Below are 14,087 nucleotides of genomic sequence, written 5' to 3'. Positions count from 1 at the left end.
CGCACTCTGCGAGATGCGCCGGGGCAACCCTGAGCGACATCATCGCTGCGCATAGTCACGCGCGAATCGGCCCGGGGAGTAGAGCTATGACGGAAACGCCGACCACAGGCACCCGAGACTTCGCGAGACCCTTCGTCGCGGAGCGTCCACACCGCAACGGGCTCATCATCGCGGTGAGCGTGGCGGCCGGAGTCCTGCTTGCCGTGCTCTGGTCCTACGAGTTCGTCGACTCGGTCATCGGTGACAGTGTCGCCAGCGGGCTCCTCGGTCACGACGCGAAGGCGACGGCGATCTCCGGTACCGCCGCCGGCCTGGTGTTCGCGTTCGTGTCGGGCCTCGCTGGCACCTTCACCGCGTGCAACATCGCGATGCTCGCGTCCATCGGGCCGCTCGGCGCGGCAAGCGGTGGCAACGGCGACCGGCTCCGGCTGCTGTTGCGGCCGGTCGGCTACCTCACCCTGGGCATGGTCGCTGTCGCTGCGGCGTACGGGTTCGTCGGAGTCCTCCTGGGCGACCGGCTCCCCCAGCTGTCCACCGAGACCGCCGGTGGGGTGCCGGTACGCATCATCCAGTCGTCAGTGGTGTTCGGTGTCATCGGACTGGCCCTCATCTACCTCGGCCTGGCCGCGATCGGGACGGTGCGGGACGTGTTCGCCGATCGACCGGTCGCGCGGGTGATCACTCTCGGCGCGCTCATCGGCGGTTTCCTCATCGGCCGGCCGTACCCGCTGTTCAACAAGTTGTTCCACTGGGCGGTCGACAGCGGCAACCCGCTGTACGGTTCGGCCGCGTTCGTTCTGCAGTCCCTCGGCAACATCGTCGTGGTCACCGCGCTGTTCGCACTGCTGATCATGCTCACCCGCGGCCGGTTCATCGGCTGGCTCGCCGCCGACGTGCGGCGCAGCATGGTGCTCAGCGGCGCCCTGCTCATCGCCCTCGGGGTCTTCACAGTCGTGTACTGGGACGTCCGGGTGCCCTCGATCTTCGGCTTCGGCTGGTTCCCCACCATGTTCTACAACCACTGACGCCGATCCGGACCTGCCGCCTGTGGCGAAGACGGCACGTTCGAAGATGCTCCGGCACGTCAGGTCCCCGATGCTGTTCGGATGACTGGCGTGGCAGACCCGGACCGGTGGAGTGTGGCCAACACGGCACTGCGAACGGCAACCGACCGGTTCACCGACCTGGTGGCCGCCGCGCCCTCGCCCGTCGTCATGGCGACCGCCGACTGGACAGTGGCCGACACGCTGGCACACGTGGTGTCGATCGCGATGTTGTACGTGTCGAGACTGGAGGGCACCGAGGTCCCCATCCGGGTGCCGGGGCTGGAGGACCTGCTCGCCACCACGAACGTGGACACGGTGGCCGACGTCAATTCCCACGTGCTCGCCCACTTCACCGAACGCGACCCGCAGGTGCTGCTGACGCAGCTGAACACCATGGTCGACCGCCTCCTGGCGACGTCGGCTGATCCGCGATCGACGGTGAGTTGGTTGGGCAACGCGCGGGTGACGGTCGGCGGCCTGTTCGCCCATCTGACCAACGAGCTGCTGGTGCACGGCTGGGACATCGCCCGGGCGCTCCGCCGGGCGTGGCCGATGCCGGACGAGCACGCCGCGCTCTACTGGGACCTGTTCATGTTCGACATGCTGCGCGACACGTACGGGGTGCTGCTCAACACCGAACTGCCGACGCCCCGGCACGATGTGTCGGTGCAGTTCCGCTCACGGTACGTACCGACGACGACGCTGACCCTGGGCGACCGCCGGGTGTGGATCGCGGCTCCCGACGCCCCGTTCGACGCGAGCGTGACGTTCCGCCCCGCCCGGTTCAACCTGATGATGTTCGGCCGGATCAGCACCGCGCAGGCGGTGCTGCGGCGCGACGTCGTCATCGGTGGGCCGAGGCCGTGGCGACTACCCGCGTTCCTCCGGGTCGTGCACATGCCCAACGGCCGGCTCGCGCCCCCACCGGCGCCCCGGCGGGAGTGACCGGTGTGTGGCGGTGTCCTCAGACCAGCTCGACGATTGTGGCGTTGGCCATGCCGCCGCCCTCGCACATGGTCTGAAGGCCGTAGCGGATGCCGTTGTCCCGCATGTGCTGGAGCATGGTCGTCATGATCCGGGCACCGGAGCCGCCGAGCGGGTGGCCGAGGGCGATCGCCCCGCCACGCGGGTTGAGCCGCTCCGGGTCCGCCTCGGTCTCCGCCAGCCAGGCCAGCGGCACCGGGGCGAACGCCTCGTTCACCTCGTACACCCCGATCTCCTCAATGCCCAGCCCCGCGCGGCGCAGCGCCTTCGCGGTGGCCGGGATGGGTGCGGTGAGCATGGTGACCGGGTCGTCGGCGGCGACCACTGCGGTGTGGATCCGGGCCAACGGGCGCAGGCCGTGTCGGCTGGCCCAGTCGGAGGTGGTCACCGCGAGGGCCGCGGCGCCGTCGGAGATCTGGGACGCGGAACCGGCGGTCACGACGCCGTCGGCGCGGAACGGGGTGGCGAGCTCACCCAGCTTCTCCAGGGAGGTCTCTCGGCGGATGCCCTCGTCGGCGGCGAACTTGCCGCCGTCGGCGAGCGGCACCGGGGTCAGCTCCCTGTCGAACGCGCCGGCGTCCTGCGCGGCTGCCGCCTTCTCGTGGCTGGCCAGCGCGAACTCGTCCAGTTGGGTACGCGAGAGACGCCACCGTTGGGCGATCAGCTCGGCCCCGACCCCCTGGTTGAACGGCAGCGGCGCGTCGTCGGCGAAGCCCTCGACGCCCCGGTAACGGGCGCGCAACTGGTCGCTGAAGGGCATGCCGCCGGCCACACTGGAGCCCATCGGCACCCGGGTCATCGACTCGACGCCGCCGGCGACCACCAGGTCGGCCTGACCGGAGAGCACCGTCGCGGCGGCGAAGTGCAGGGCCTGCTGGCTGGAGCCGCACTGCCGGTCGAGCGTCGTGCCGGGGACCGTCTCGGGCCAGCCGGCGGCGAGCACGCCGTTGCGGGCGATGTTCCACGACTGCTCGCCGACCTGGGACACGCAGCCCCAGAAGACATCGTCGACCTGGGCCGGGTCGAGCCCGGTGCGCTCGGCGAGGGCGCGCAGCACGTGCGCCGAGAGGTCGACCGGGTGGACGCCGGCGAGGCTGCCCTTGCGCCGTCCGACCGGGGTACGTACCGCGCCGACGATGACCGCGTCACTCATGTTTACTCCCCGGTAACTTGGGCTGCCCCGATCCTACGTCGTCCATCGACCCTCCGGCGTCGATCATGGACTTGTGGTGGGCAGAAGCTCCCGCTTCGCACCATATGAGGGGCACCACAACTGCATGATCGACCCGCGCGGGAGCGGCTTACCGCTGGCATGCTGGGCGGGTGACTGAGACCTCCCCGGCCCGGCAGTGGCGAGTGCCGGCGAGCCTGCCGGCGGCGAAACTGGCCGGTGCGGTTCTGCTCATCGCGCTCGGTCTGCTCTTCGCCGACGGCGACCCGGTCCGGCTGGCACTGGCCGTCCTGGCCGCCGCCGCGCTGGCCGGCTGGGCGGTACGTGACCTGGTCGCGCCGGTCCGGTTGGCGGTGGACCCGGCCGGGCTCACCGTCATCCACGGCTTCGCCGGCCGGCGGCTGCTGCCCTGGTCGACGGTCGAGGCGATCGCCGTCGACCGGCGGCCCCGCCTCGGGCTGACCAGCGAAACCCTGGAGATCGACGCGGGCAACTCGCTGCATCTGTTCGGCCGGTACGACCTGGGGGCCACCCCGGAAGAGGTGGCCGCCGCACTGCGCGCCGCCCGCCCTGTCAGGTGAGCAGTGCGGCGGTCTGTCAGGTGAGCAGCGCGGCGGTCCGGAAGAGCACCAGCGCGAGCAGGATCAGCAGGATCAGCGCCCCACCGGTGACCTGCACCAGCGTGCGCCGACCACGTGGCGCGTACGCGAGCACCAACGCCATCAGCGCGCCGACCACCAGGCCGCCCAGGTGCCCGGGGATCGAGATGCCCGGCACGGCCAGCGTGAACACCAGGTTGATCACCAGGATCGGGATGATCCGGGAGATGTCCCGGCCCAACCTGCGCTCGATGATGATCAGCGCGGCGAAGAGACCGAACACGGCCGTCGACGCGCCGACGGTGGCCGCCCGCGGGCTGCTGAACAGGTAGGCGGCCACGTTGCCGCCGAGGCCCGCGATCAGGTAGAGCGCGGCGAACCGCACCCGCCCGAGGTTGGCCTCCAACGACCGGCCGAGCACCCACAGCGCCCACATGTTGAGCAGCAGGTGAAGTACGCCATAGTGCAGGAACATCGCCGTGACCAGCCGGTACCACTGGCCCTCGGCGATCCCGCCCAGGGTGTAGTCGGAGAGGTAGGCCCGGCCGAGCACCGCACCCCACTCGGTCAGCGGCGTGCTGCCACCCATCAGGCCGCCGAAGCCGGAACCGCCGACCGCCGCGTCCCCGCCCCGGGCGGAAGCGATGGAGGCCAGCAAAAACAGCACGTTCACGGCGATCAGCGCCTTGGTGACATAGCCGTGCCGGCCGGCCGTACCGCCGCCGAAGGCGGTACGCGCCGGCCGGACACTGCGACGTCCCTCGTTGACGCACTCCGGGCACTGGTGCCCGACCGCGGCATCCCGCATGCAGTCCGGGCAGATCGGCCGGTCACAGCGGGAACACCGGACGTAGGTTTCCCGGCCGGGGTGCCGGTAGCAGACCGGGGTGGTCGGTGGAGACTCGCTCACCGGGCCGACCCTCTGTCCGCCACCGCACGGTCCACCGGCACCGGCTGTGCTCCGGAGCGCTCAATCATGCGAGCAAAGGTACCTCGCCGGTCGCTCAGGAAGCGGACCGCTCGATCTCGACCCGCTCGATGACGACGTCCTGGAGCGGACGGTCGCTCGGACCGGTCGGGGTGCTCGCGATCGAATCCACGATCTTCACCGACTGCTCGTCGGCGACCTGGCCGAAGATCGTGTGCCGGTTGTTGAGGTGCGGCGTCGGGGACACCGTGATGAAGAACTGCGAACCGTTGGTGCCCGGTCCGGCGTTCGCCATCGCCAGCAGGTACGGACGGTCGAACCGCAGCTCCGGGTGGAACTCGTCGGCGAACTTGTAGCCCGGGCCGCCCCGGCCGGTGCCGGTCGGGTCGCCCATCTGGACCATGAAACCGCTGATCACCCGGTGCGAGATGGTGCCGTCGTAGTACGGACCACTGCCCGGCTGACCGGTGCGCGGGTCGGTGTACTCACGGTTGCCCTCGGCCAGGTCGACGAAGTTGCGGACGGTCTTCGGCGCGTGGTTGGGGAAGAGCTCCAGCCGGATCGGGCCAGCGTTGGTGTGCAGGGTGGCGTAGACAGCCTCGGCCACGGGTACTCCTCACTCGTTGGTCAGTTCCATGCGGATCCTCCCATGTGCCCGATCTGGCATCGCGGAGGCATCCGAAGGTGGAGGATGACGAAGGAACAACTCCCAGGAGGTAGGACCGTGTTTGGATTCGGGCGGCGTAAGTCCCAGGGGCAGTTGGCGAAGGCCGAGCTGAACCAGAGCATCAGCCACCTGATGCTGGCAGCCAACCACGCCGCGAAGGGCGCTGGCGCGACCGTCGGCCCGCGGGTCCAGGTGGCCCGAGGTTACGTCGCACCGACCGCCGCGAAGGTACGCGACCGCGCGTCGACCGGCTGGGGGACGACTCTCACCACGCTGGCACCGCTGGCGGCGGCTGCTCGTGACGGCGCCGCGCAGGCAGGGCCGCTGACCAGGAAGGCCAAGTCGAAGACCATGCGGATCACCGGGAAGAAGAAGCAGCCGCGTCGTCGCGGTTCGATGATGACCGGCCTGTTGGCGGCGGGTGCCATCGCCGGCCTGGCCGGCGCGGTCGCGCTGCGTCGCCGCCGGGAGCAGCAGGAGTGGGCCGAGTACGACCCGACCCGCAGCACCCTGGAGCCCATGCGCGACGAGGTCGACTCGATCGAGGTGCGTACGCCGTCCGCCGCCCGGGGCTCCGACGGGTCCGCCATGTCCGGCGCGGCGGGGATGACCGGCGCGGGCAGCTCGGCGGTGGCCGGCGGCTCCAGCGCCAGCACCACCGCCCCGGCCAAGCAGACCGCTGTCCGACCGACCGACAAGGTCCCGTCGGTCGCCGAGGGCGCCACCGACGTCTCCGGTCGGCCGACCGACGACCTCACCAAGGCGTTGGGCAAGGACACGGCCCGCACCAACGGCCGCCGCTGAGATCAACAGCAGCGCATCGGAGCGCCGGCGAGTGGTCACCCACTCGTCGGCGCTTCCGCGTGCGCGGCGCTGTCGCCGGTTCAGAGCCAGCCGTTGCGGCGGAACCAGCGGTAGAGGGCCAGTGAGACGCCGAGCATGAGGGCGAGGGCCACCGGATAGCCGTACGTCATCTTGAGCTCGGGCATGTTGTCGAAGTTCATGCCCTCGACGCCGGCGATGGAGGTCCAGACCGCGGCGATGGCCGCCCACGCGGCGATCTTGCGCATGTCGTTGTTCTGGTCGACGGTGACCTGGGCCAGCCGCGCCTGGAGGATCGAGTTCAGCAGGTCATCGTAGGAGTTCACCTGCTCGACGGTGCGGCTCAGGTGGTCCTGCACGTCCCGGAAGTACTTGCGGATCTCCTTCGGCACGTCCCGGTTGACCTGGGAGGTCAGCGTCATCAGCGGCCGTTGCAACGGCACCACCGCCCGCTTGAACTCGACCAGCTCCCGCTTCATCTGGTAGATCCGCTGGATCCGCCCGTGGCCCTGCCGGTCGAAGACCTCCGCCTCCAGCACGTCCAGGTCGTCCTCGATCTGCTCGGCCACCTCCAGATAGAGGTCGACCACCCGGTCGGTCACCCCGTACGCCACCGCCCACGGGCCGTGCAGCAGCAACTCCTGCTTGGTCTCCAGGTCGGCGCGGATCGGGGCGAGCCGGCAGGCGTCGCCGTGCCGGACGCTGATCACGAAGTTCGGGCCGATGAAGAGCATCACCTGCCCGGTCTCCACCACCTCGGAGTTCTCGGTCAGCTCTGTGTGCTCGCAGTAGCGGGCGGTGCGCAGCACCAGGAAGACGACATCGCCGAACCGCTCCAGCTTGGGGCGCTGCTCGGCCTTGACCGCGTCCTCGACCGCCAGCTCGTGCAGGCCGTAGGTCTCCGCGATGGCGGTCATCTCGGCCAGCTCCGGCTGGTGCAGACCGATCCAGACGAAGCCGTGCTCCTCGCGGCGGGCAGCGGCCAACGCCTCCGCGTAGGTCCAGTCGCCGGGCTGCCGCTTGCCGTCGACGTAGAGCGCGCAGTCGACCACGGCGCTGCGGCCGGTGCCAGTGCCCGTGGGGGCCGGCGCGGGCGGCGAGCCGTCGGCGTTGAGGATCCGGGTCATCGCTCGGACCGGGGAGGGCCACGCCCGAGGTCGCAGCACCCGACCGGTGGTCGACGGTGCCGTCCGGTCCCGCTCTGTCCGATCCGTCATCGCGTCACCTCCCGCGCTCAGTCAGCGGCTTGCAGGCTACGCCGATCGTGGTCGAGGACCGGTGTGACGGCGGTCGCGTGGGGGCGGCGCCGGGCGGGCCGGGCCGCATCGGGGGGTGTGCGGGGACGACACGGCCCACCCGGCACCTGTGGGGGCGGGAGGTTGTGCTGCCGCGTCGACCCAGCGGGACCGGGCCCGGAGGCCGGCGGTGAACACCGCAGCTCGCGGGGTGACGCTCGCAGCATTGTGGGCCAGCCGGCCGCCCGGAGGGGAGCCCCGGGACGGCCGGCATCGTCGTTCTGTCAGGAACCCGACAGTTGAGTCAGCTGCGGACGGCCTCGACGGCCGAGGCGAGCCGCCGGACGCCCTCGTCGATCCGGTCGGCGGTCACCGCCGAGAAGGCCAGTCGGAGAGCGTGTCGCCCGCCGTCCAGCACGAAGTCACTGCCCTTGACCACGGCGACCCCGCGCTCGGCCGCCGCCGGGGCGAGCCGGTCGACAAGCACGTCCTCCGGGAACTCCACCCAGAGGAAGTAGCCGCCGTCGGGCTCCACGAACCGCGCCTGCGGCAGGTGCCGGCGCAACGACTCGGCGAGCACCTGGGCCCGCTCGCCGAGCGCCGCCCGAACCGTCTCGATCGAGCGGTCGATGTCACCGGAGACGCAGAACTGGTGCACGATCGCCTGGGACACCATCCCGGGGGAGATGTAGAGGCTCGTCGCGTTCTTCGCGATGGAGGCGATCAGGTCGGCCGGGCCGACCAGGTAACCGACCCGCACACCCGGGCACACCGTCTTGGTGAAGCTCGACGCGTGCACCACCACGTTGCGGGTGTCCAGCGAGAGCATCGACGGCAGCGCCTCGCCACGGAAGCGGACGTCCGCGTACGGGTCGTCCTCGAAGATCGTGAACTCGTACTCGGCGGCCAGGTCGAGCAGCTCCCGGCGCTTCTCCTCCGACAGCGTCATGCCGGCCGGGTTCTGGTAGTTCGGGATGACGTGCGCGAGCCGGGGGCGGACCCCGGACTCCAGCAGCTTGCGCAGCTCGGCAGTGTCCAGGCCGTCCGGTTGAACGGCGACGCTGTGCAGCTCACTGCCCATCCGCTGGAGGTTGAGCAGCGTCCGGTCGTACGTCGGGCGCTCCACCACCACCGCGTCGCCCGGGCGGACCAGGTGGTCGAAGAGGAACGCGTCGGCCTGGAGCGACCCGTTGGTGACCAGCACCTGGTCGGCCTCGACCCCGTGCTTCTCGGCGATCCACTTCCGCAGCGGAAGGTAACCGACGGAGGTGCCGTACGCCGTCACCCCAGCGGGGTCGGCGTCGAAGGCGCGGACGGCGGCGGCCTTGAGCCCCTCGACATCGACGATGTCCAGGGAGGGAGCCCCACGGGCAAAGGAGATCAACTGCTCGGCGGTCATGGATATTGAGCGTACGGGCGGCGGCGGGGGACGCGCGGTCGGCACGGCGATGTCCGCATCCTGAGCCACCGGGTCGGGTGACGGCACTCCACCGGTCGGCGGCAGATCAGACCGGAAGGGCGAGCGCGTCGTGCTGCGCACCCCGGGAAAGTCCCTCAAGCTGCACGCCGAGCGCGTCGAGGAGCTGACTCCAGTCGAAGTAGGAGCGCCACGCGGTGATCCGACCCTTGCGGGCCCGGACCACGTCGGCCACCTCCCAGCTCACCAGCCGGCCGGTCGGCGCGACGGTGCCGTACGGCGAATGCAGGGTGCCGGTGTGGGTGCCGGTCAGCCGCAGCTCGACCGCGGCGCCACCGCCGGTGCGGACCGCGCCCATCGGGTCGACTCGCAGATCTCCGAAGGCGCCGGTCCAGGTACGCAGCAGGGCGGGCAGCTCGATCGGACGGACCGTCACGCCCGGCATGGCGTAGAACGCCTCCGGGGCGTAGAGATCCGGCAGCCGGGCCACGTCCCGACGCAGGAGCATTGCGTACTGCTGCTCGACCAGCCGCTCCGCGTCGCGCATCGGGACCTCCCCCGCGGGCCACGGCATCTCCGCGCCCGCAAGGGATGTCTACCCATCGATCCGGCCCCGCACACCACCCCCGGTCAGGTGGTGGCGACCGCCTGGCTCTCCGACCAGACCCGCATGATGTCCCGCACGGAGATCACGCCGGCCACCTCCTGGCCGTCCAGCACCACCAGGTGCCGGAATCCGCCCCGCGCCATCGCGGCGGCGGCCTCGGCCACCGTCCACTCCGGCCCGGCGTAGACCACGTCCCACGTCAGGTGCGCGCCGGTGCGTTCCACGTCGCAGTCCAGACCGGCGCCGATGGCCTTCAACACGTCACGTTCGGTCATGATCCCCACGCCTTCGGAATCCGGGTCGATCACGACCGCCGACCCGACACCGCGGGCCGACATCATCCGGGCCGCCTGGCGGAGCGTGTGCTCCGGACCGACGACGAGGACCTGGCTGGACATCGCATCCCGTACCTGCATCACACATCACCCCTTTGGGACGGTGGCATTCGGTACGGACATGGTGGTCGGTGGATGTTTCCGGGACAAGAGCGGCATCGCACAAGCTGCGGACGCTGGCTACTGTCGGATGGTGTCCACCGAGCCCCTGCGCTGCGCCGGCGCGCTGATCGTCGACCATGACGGCCGCATCTTCTTTCAGCGCCGCTCACCACACCGACGCCTGTTTCCCAACTGTTGGGACATCGTCGGCGGCCACGTGGAGCCGGGTGAGGACATCGACGAGGCGTTGCGCCGGGAGATCACCGAGGAGACCGGCTGGGTCCTCTCCCACGTCCTGGGCCAGGTGGGCGAGTACAGCTACGTCGGCGACGACGGCCTGGCCCGGACCGAGTACGACTTCCTGGTCCGCGTCGACGGTGACCTCGACCGCCCGATGCTGGAGGCCGGCAAGCACACCGAGTACCGCTGGCTGGCCGAGCACGAGGTGACGGTGCTCGACGAGCACCGCGACGTCAACGACGGGCTGATCCGGCGGATCGCGGAGGAGGGCTTCGCCGTCCTGCGGTCGATCGGTCTGTGAACGCCGTCGAACTGGCGCCCCACCGGATCGCCGGGCTGCTCGCACCGGCCGTGGACCGGACCTTCCGCGCCGGCATCCTGGCCGGCCGGGACGGCGGTGGCGCCGAGTTGTCCCAGCGCTACGGTGGCATCACCGCCACCGGCTTCCTGGTCGACCTGCGCACCCGGCTGGCCGCACCCGGTGGCACCGTCGACGGGCAGGGGTTCGCGGCGATCACCCGCTACCAGGACCCGGTCGCCTGCCGGCGGAGCGTGGACAAGCAGGTGGCCCACGGGATGATCTACCGCGGCCCGGACGGGTCCCTGTCCGCCACCGAGCGGGGCGCAGCGTTCCTCGCCGAGTTGTACCAGGTGCACGCCGAGGTCACCGAGGAGTTGTGGGCCGGCCACGACGACCGGGTGGCCCGGCTGGTGTCCATGCTCGGCCGACTGCTGTCGTACGCACTCGTGCTGGCCGACGAGGAGGCGAACCCCGTCGCCTCCTCGGCCTTCACCGCGCTGGCGCCCCCGTACGAGCCGGACGGCACCCCGTCGGGCGTGCTGCTGCTCAACCGGCTCAGCACGCTGCGACACCACCGGGCCGACGCGCACGCCGCCGCCTGGACCGCCGCCGGGCACACCGCGTCGAGCATCGCCGCCCTGCCGGCCGGTCCCGAGCGGCTCGCCATCGAACTGGAGACCGACCGGCGGGCCGCCGCCCCGTACGCCGCGCTCAGCGCGGAGGAGCGCCTGACCATGCTCGCCGACCTGGCGGCCTTGCCCGGCTGACCCGGTTGGCCGGAGCGGCGCACCCGGCCGGCGCTATCCTCCACCGGTGACCGGAGCAGGACTAGGGAGGATGTCGCGATGATCGGAATGGTGCTCGCGGCCGGAGCGGGACGACGGCTGCGCCCGTACACCGACACCCTGCCCAAGGCGTTGGTGCCGGTGGACGGCGAGACGACGATCCTGGACATTGCGCTGGGCAACCTCGCCGAGGTCGGCCTCACCGACATCGTGATCGTCGTCGGCTACGCGGCGGACGCGGTCGTCTCCCGCCAGGCGGAGCTGGAGAAGAAGTACGGCGTCACGCTCACCCTTGTGCACAACGACAAGGCCGAGGAGTGGAACAACGCCTACTCGCTCTGGCTGGCCCGGGAGTACTTCGCTCGCGGCGTGCTGCTGGTCAACGGGGACACCGTGCACCCGGTGAGCGTGGAGAAGACCCTGCTCGCCGAGCGTGGCCCGGGCATCCTGCTGGCCGTGGACACCCTCAAGCCGCTGGCCGAGGAGGAGATGAAGACCACCTTCGACGCCGCCGGCCAACTCACCCGGATCACCAAGATCATGGACCCGGGCGAGGCGTACGGGGAGTACATCGGCGCGACACTGATCGAACCGCAGGTCGCCGACGCCCTCGCCGACGCGCTGGAGGCGACCTGGCGACGGGACCCGAACCTCTACTACGAGGACGGCTACCAGGAGTTCTCCGACCGGGGCGGGGAGGTGCGGGCGGCACCGATCGGTGACGTCCTGTGGGTCGAGGTCGACAACCACGCCGACCTGGCCCGCGCGCGGGAGATCGCGTGCCGCTACTAGCTCGGAGCGTCCTCACCCCGCTGCACATCGACGTGCGACGCGGGGCGGTCGCCGACCTGGGCGCGATCCTGGCCGACGGGCGGATCTCCTCCGGGGGCGACGTCGCTGTGGTGGTCGGCCCGGGTCAGGGTGCCCAGATCGCGGAGCTGATCCGACCGTCGCTGCGCTCGGCGGACGTGTTCACCGTCTCCGGCGGGACACTGGACGCCGCCGACGACCTGGGCGGCAAACTCCGCGCCCGGTCCTACGACGCGGTGGTCGGCATCGGTGGCGGCAAGACCATCGACGTGGCCAAGTACGCGGCGACCCGCCGAGGGCTGCCGATGGTGTCGGTGGCGACCAGCCTCGCCAACGACGGGATCGCCTCACCGGTGGCCAGCCTGATCACCGACGGGATCAAGGGCTCCTACGGCGTACACATCCCGATCGGGGTGATCGTCGACCTGGACTTCGTGGAGAGCGGCCCGGACCGGCACAACCGGGCCGGCATCGGCGACGTGATCAGCAACATCAGCGCGCTGGCCGACTGGGAGCTGTCCCGGCAGGTACGCGGTGAACCGGTCGACGGGCTGGCCGCGTCGCTCTCGCGGGCGGGCGCCGAGGCGGTGCTCAACCACCCCGGCGACATGAGCGACGACGCCTTCGTGATCGTCCTCGCCGAGGCGTTGATCTCCAGCGGTCTGGCGATGGCTGTCGACGGCACCAGCCGCCCGTGCAGCGGCGGCTGCCACGAGATCATGCACGCGGTCGACTCGCTCTTTCCGGGAACCGCCTCGCACGGCGAGCTGGCCGGGCTCGGTGCGCTGTTCTGCACCTGGCTGCGCGGAGATCTCCGCCGCTTCGGGGAGATGTCAGCCTGCCTCGCCCGGCACGGCCTGCCCCGGCTCCCCGCCGAGGTGGCGCTCACCGACGACCAGTTCATCGAGGCGGTGCAGTTCGCGCCGCGTACCCGGCCCGACCGGTACACCATCCTCGAACACCTGGCACTGTCGCCTACCGAGACCCGGGAGCGGCTGGCAGACTACGCCGGTGCAATCCGCGACCAGCTTGGCTGACCCCCGTCCCACCGTCGCCGACTTCCACCGGGTGAACCGGGGCGGCGGCCTGTTCAGCGAGTCGATCAGCCAGTGGCTGGGGGCCGTCTTCGCGCTCGTCGCCCAGCGGCTCGGGCTGCGACCGACAGCGTTGACAATCACCAACCTGCTGCTCGGACTGGCCACCTCGGTCACCGTCGTGGCGCTCGCCGGCCCGGTCGCCGCCGGGGACGTACCGGCCTGGGTGGTCGGCGTGCTCGCCCTCGTCGGCTGGCAGGTGGCGTACTCCCTGGACTGCGCGGACGGGCAGCTGGCGCGGGTGACCGGCCAGGGCAGCGCGGCCGGCGCGCGCGTCGACGTGCTCTGCGACGTGGCCGCGCAGATCGCCCTGGTGGCAGCGCTGGCCGCCACCGCCGTGGCGCAGGAGCCGGCCACGCCGACCTGGCTCGTGGCGACCTTCGCGGGCACCTGGATGGTCAACCTGGTCACGTCCGTGATGCAGGCCGGCCCGAACGCGGCCAGCATGGTCACCTCGACCTCGCTGCCGGTGCGCCTGGTTAAGCTGGTCCGCGACTACGGCGCGGTGATCTTCGTAGCCGCAGTGGTGCTCGCCGTGGCCCCCGCGCTGGTCCTCTGGGTGATGGTCGCCTTCACCATCGTCAACGGCGGCTTCCTGCTGGCAAGCATCGCCTTCTCCGCCCGAGCCTCCTGGTAACGAAGAACGCCCTACCAATGCCTGCGCTCCACCATCACGATCCCGAAGGCAGTTCGGTCTCGCCGTCCTGCGCGCGTTGTCGGCGAAGTTGTTCGAGGACGGCGGTGTCGGCTTCGAGGTCGGGGTGGTCGACCTGCCGGTCGAGGTCGACCACGCGTTCGAGTTCCCGGATCGCCTGGTCCAGGTCACCGCCCGCCCGATGGACCATCGCGATGTTGAATCGGGTGGTGGCTTCGCCAGCCCGGTCACCGACTTCCCGCCGGATCGGCAGGGCCTCGTGGTAGTAGTCGAGAGCCCGCTGCCGCTC

General features: G+C 70.9%; 17 protein-coding genes. 9 read left to right on the top strand and 8 right to left on the bottom strand.

What is annotated here, in order from left to right; all coding sequences use genetic code 11:
- Nucleotides 1-86: 86 nt before the first annotated feature.
- Both ACFYPG_RS12180 and ACFYPG_RS12175 read left to right on the top strand, forming a co-directional pair.
- Complete coding sequence (locus ACFYPG_RS12180; RefSeq protein ID WP_387351756.1) at nt 87-1,025, top strand: hypothetical protein; 939 nt, start codon at nt 87-89, stop codon at nt 1,023-1,025.
- Between the two features lie 81 nt (nt 1,026-1,106).
- A complete protein-coding gene (locus tag ACFYPG_RS12175) occupies nt 1,107-1,991 on the top strand; it encodes a maleylpyruvate isomerase N-terminal domain-containing protein (protein WP_387351755.1) in 885 nt (294 codons plus the stop codon).
- A gap of 19 nt (nt 1,992-2,010) precedes the next feature.
- On the opposite strand, the gene ACFYPG_RS12170 is transcribed toward ACFYPG_RS12175, so the two are convergent.
- Nucleotides 2,011-3,183 (bottom strand): acetyl-CoA C-acyltransferase, encoded by a 1,173-nt coding sequence (locus ACFYPG_RS12170; protein WP_355004446.1) that lies wholly within the window; start codon nt 3,181-3,183, stop codon nt 2,011-2,013.
- A 170-nt stretch (nt 3,184-3,353) separates the two neighbouring features.
- Between ACFYPG_RS12170 and ACFYPG_RS12165 the strand changes: the two genes are divergently transcribed.
- Nucleotides 3,354-3,782 (top strand): PH domain-containing protein, encoded by a 429-nt coding sequence (locus tag ACFYPG_RS12165; RefSeq protein WP_387351753.1) that lies wholly within the window; start codon nt 3,354-3,356, stop codon nt 3,780-3,782.
- Nucleotides 3,783-3,798: 16 nt separating this feature from the next.
- On the opposite strand, the gene ACFYPG_RS12160 is transcribed toward ACFYPG_RS12165, so the two are convergent.
- Entirely contained in the window at nt 3,799-4,710 is a 912-nt protein-coding gene (locus tag ACFYPG_RS12160; RefSeq protein WP_357193696.1) for a rhomboid family intramembrane serine protease, read from the bottom strand.
- A gap of 94 nt (nt 4,711-4,804) precedes the next feature.
- On the bottom strand, nt 4,805-5,335 hold the full coding sequence (locus ACFYPG_RS12155; RefSeq protein ID WP_272614231.1) for a peptidylprolyl isomerase: 531 nt from the start codon (nt 5,333-5,335) through the stop codon (nt 4,805-4,807).
- Between the two features lie 84 nt (nt 5,336-5,419).
- Here ACFYPG_RS12155 and ACFYPG_RS12150 point away from each other — a divergent pair, with 84 nt between their 5' ends.
- Complete coding sequence (locus ACFYPG_RS12150; RefSeq protein WP_355004449.1) at nt 5,420-6,199, top strand: hypothetical protein; 780 nt, start codon at nt 5,420-5,422, stop codon at nt 6,197-6,199.
- Nucleotides 6,200-6,279: 80 nt separating this feature from the next.
- On the opposite strand, the gene corA is transcribed toward ACFYPG_RS12150, so the two are convergent.
- The 4 genes from corA to ACFYPG_RS12130 all read right to left on the bottom strand — a co-directional run bounded on the left by corA (nt 6,280) and on the right by ACFYPG_RS12130 (nt 9,892).
- Nucleotides 6,280-7,434 (bottom strand): magnesium/cobalt transporter CorA, encoded by a 1,155-nt coding sequence (corA, locus tag ACFYPG_RS12145; RefSeq protein WP_357193692.1) that lies wholly within the window; start codon nt 7,432-7,434, stop codon nt 6,280-6,282.
- A gap of 322 nt (nt 7,435-7,756) precedes the next feature.
- Nucleotides 7,757-8,851 (bottom strand): PLP-dependent aminotransferase family protein, encoded by a 1,095-nt coding sequence (locus tag ACFYPG_RS12140; protein WP_355004451.1) that lies wholly within the window; start codon nt 8,849-8,851, stop codon nt 7,757-7,759.
- A gap of 106 nt (nt 8,852-8,957) precedes the next feature.
- A complete protein-coding gene (locus tag ACFYPG_RS12135; RefSeq protein WP_355004452.1) occupies nt 8,958-9,416 on the bottom strand; it encodes an ester cyclase in 459 nt (152 codons plus the stop codon).
- An 83-nt stretch (nt 9,417-9,499) separates the two neighbouring features.
- On the bottom strand, nt 9,500-9,892 hold the full coding sequence (locus tag ACFYPG_RS12130; protein WP_091396882.1) for a cyclic nucleotide-binding/CBS domain-containing protein: 393 nt from the start codon (nt 9,890-9,892) through the stop codon (nt 9,500-9,502).
- Nucleotides 9,893-10,001: 109 nt separating this feature from the next.
- On the opposite strand from ACFYPG_RS12130, the gene ACFYPG_RS12125 reads away from it, so the two are divergent.
- From ACFYPG_RS12125 to ACFYPG_RS12105, 5 genes are all read left to right on the top strand, one after another.
- The gene (locus tag ACFYPG_RS12125; RefSeq protein WP_181518408.1) at nt 10,002-10,454 is read left to right on the top strand and encodes an NUDIX domain-containing protein; all 453 of its coding nucleotides are present in this window, start codon (nt 10,002-10,004) and stop codon (nt 10,452-10,454) included.
- Nucleotides 10,451-11,221, top strand: a complete 771-nt coding sequence (locus ACFYPG_RS12120) for a hypothetical protein (protein WP_387351750.1) — start codon at nt 10,451-10,453, stop codon at nt 11,219-11,221. The genes ACFYPG_RS12125 and ACFYPG_RS12120 overlap by 4 nt, the downstream gene beginning before the upstream one ends.
- Before the next feature lie 78 nt (nt 11,222-11,299).
- Entirely contained in the window at nt 11,300-12,031 is a 732-nt protein-coding gene (locus ACFYPG_RS12115) for a phosphocholine cytidylyltransferase family protein (protein ID WP_355004454.1), read from the top strand.
- Complete coding sequence (locus ACFYPG_RS12110) at nt 12,019-13,086, top strand: iron-containing alcohol dehydrogenase family protein (protein ID WP_179781433.1); 1,068 nt, start codon at nt 12,019-12,021, stop codon at nt 13,084-13,086. The genes ACFYPG_RS12115 and ACFYPG_RS12110 overlap by 13 nt, the downstream gene beginning before the upstream one ends.
- Nucleotides 13,061-13,780 carry a CDP-alcohol phosphatidyltransferase family protein gene (locus ACFYPG_RS12105; protein WP_387351748.1) on the top strand — a complete coding sequence of 240 codons (720 nt, stop codon included), beginning with the start codon at nt 13,061-13,063 and terminating at the stop codon, nt 13,778-13,780. The genes ACFYPG_RS12110 and ACFYPG_RS12105 overlap by 26 nt, the downstream gene beginning before the upstream one ends.
- A gap of 34 nt (nt 13,781-13,814) precedes the next feature.
- On the opposite strand, the gene ACFYPG_RS12100 is transcribed toward ACFYPG_RS12105, so the two are convergent.
- Nucleotides 13,815-14,087: tetratricopeptide repeat protein (locus ACFYPG_RS12100; RefSeq protein WP_387351747.1), on the bottom strand; the 273-nt coding region annotated here is incomplete at its 5' end.

Source organism: Micromonospora sp. NPDC005553 (assembly GCF_042871765.1).
Lineage (GTDB): Bacteria > Actinomycetota > Actinomycetes > Mycobacteriales > Micromonosporaceae > Micromonospora.
Note: the sequence above shows the minus strand (reverse complement) of the source record. Positions and strands in the feature narration are given on the sequence as shown.